The 1657-nt window shown below is 32.0% G+C and carries 1 protein-coding gene; it reads right to left on the bottom strand.

The annotated features are described in order from the left end of the window. Positions 1 to 118: 118 nt before the first annotated feature. Positions 119 to 1513 (bottom strand): ISLre2 family transposase, encoded by a 1395-nt coding sequence (locus tag CAAU_RS01130; protein WP_040305607.1) that lies wholly within the window; start codon positions 1511 to 1513, stop codon positions 119 to 121. Between the last annotated feature and the right edge of the window lie 144 nt (positions 1514 to 1657).

Here is a 1657-nt window from a genome sequence, read left to right as displayed (position 1 = left end):
CCTTATTTATATGTTTTTGTCTTTAACATGCTTGATAGTGTCAAGATATTGTAGGTTAATTTTTATAGACAACCCCTTAAATTAGCTAGTTTCAAGGCGTTTGTTAAATTTAAAAAACTTAAATTATATTTTCATATTTTATTGATTTTAATATCCTGTAAATTGGCGTTACTTTCCCTATGTTCAATATCGTTATATTATTCATAACTTCACGTGAAGATTTATTTATCTTTCTTATCGCTTCTTTTATTTTCTTCTTACTTACCTTGAAGGCTTTTTCATCTTCCTTAAACACACTTATTTCCCTTAAATTTCCTCCATTCTTGCTAAATACCCTTAGCTTTGCCATTATCTTTAATCCTTCCTTGCTCCATCCTAATGGCCTGCTGCTTAATCTCGCCGATAATACATGGCTTACATGCCCTTCTGCGCTGCATCCTATTACATCATCGTCATCTTTATATATTTCTATCCCTTCCCAGTTGTTTAATATATACCTTCTTACTTCTTTTATCCTTTCTTTTTCTGTATTAGTTTCTGCTTTACTTGCAAGCTCCTTAAATATTTCCCTTAAACCCTTCTTATCTCCTTCATTTATGGCTTTCCATATCTTTTCCCTATATTCTTCTCTCTTTGCTGTCCCTCTTATTATGTATTTGTTTAAATGATATCTGTCTAATACAAATTTCGCTTTTGGAATCCACTCTATCCCTTCCTTTATCCATCTTGCCCCATCCCCTGCTATATATATCTTTTCTATGCTCTCTATTTCATAATTCTCATACACATAATTCGCTACATCTATCCATATTTCTTCTGCTTCTACTCCTACGTATGCTTTGTAATATACATTTTTTAATTCATTCCTTCCATTCCTCTCTTGCCTTCCTTCATGAACATAGACAAGCCTTGGCATCTCCTTTTTGCCATTCTGCAGTGCAACATGATCTTCATCCGCTTCTATGTATAATACCCTTACCTTCCTTTTTTCTTTTACTTCTCTCTTTACCTCTACTTCCCCTACCTGCCTTATTGCATTAAATACCGTTTGCCTACTTAGCTTCTCTTTGCATGTTACCTTGCTACTTTCTTCGTAGGACATGTTGATTGCATTCTCTACAAGCCTTATCTTTACTTCTTTATCCACCTTCTCATGTTTCCTTATACCTATAACATCATCAAGTAAATATCTATATTCTCCGCTCTTTCTTGATTTGTAGTATGTTCTTGAATATTCTATTCCTCCTAGGAGCGTAATAATACTTTTCTTGTCTTTTCTTTCAACTATCCATTCCTTTTTTCTCTTATCATCTTCTTTAATCGCTTTATCTAATTCTTCTAAAAAGTCTTTTATTATATTCCTTCCAAGTTCATCAGTCGATTCTTTAACTACCTCAACAAGTTTTGTAAAATCCCATTCTTTTGACAGCATTTCTTCTACATTTTTTATTAATTTAGTAGTGAAATTTATTAAATGTTGTTGTATAATATCATGTTGTATAATATTATTCAAAAGAGACACCCCCTTATTGATTTGTGTTTTTTCCACTTTTTATTTTACCACAGGGGTTGTCTCTTTTAAATTTTTTGTCCTTTTTCGTCCTACAATAATTTTACACTATGATGGTATGAAATTACCTTGATAMAKKCACTTATA

The organism is Caloramator australicus RC3 (assembly GCF_000297115.1).
Classification (GTDB): domain Bacteria; phylum Bacillota; class Clostridia; order Clostridiales; family Caloramatoraceae; genus Caloramator; species Caloramator australicus.
Note: the sequence above shows the minus strand (reverse complement) of the source record. Positions and strands in the feature narration are given on the sequence as shown.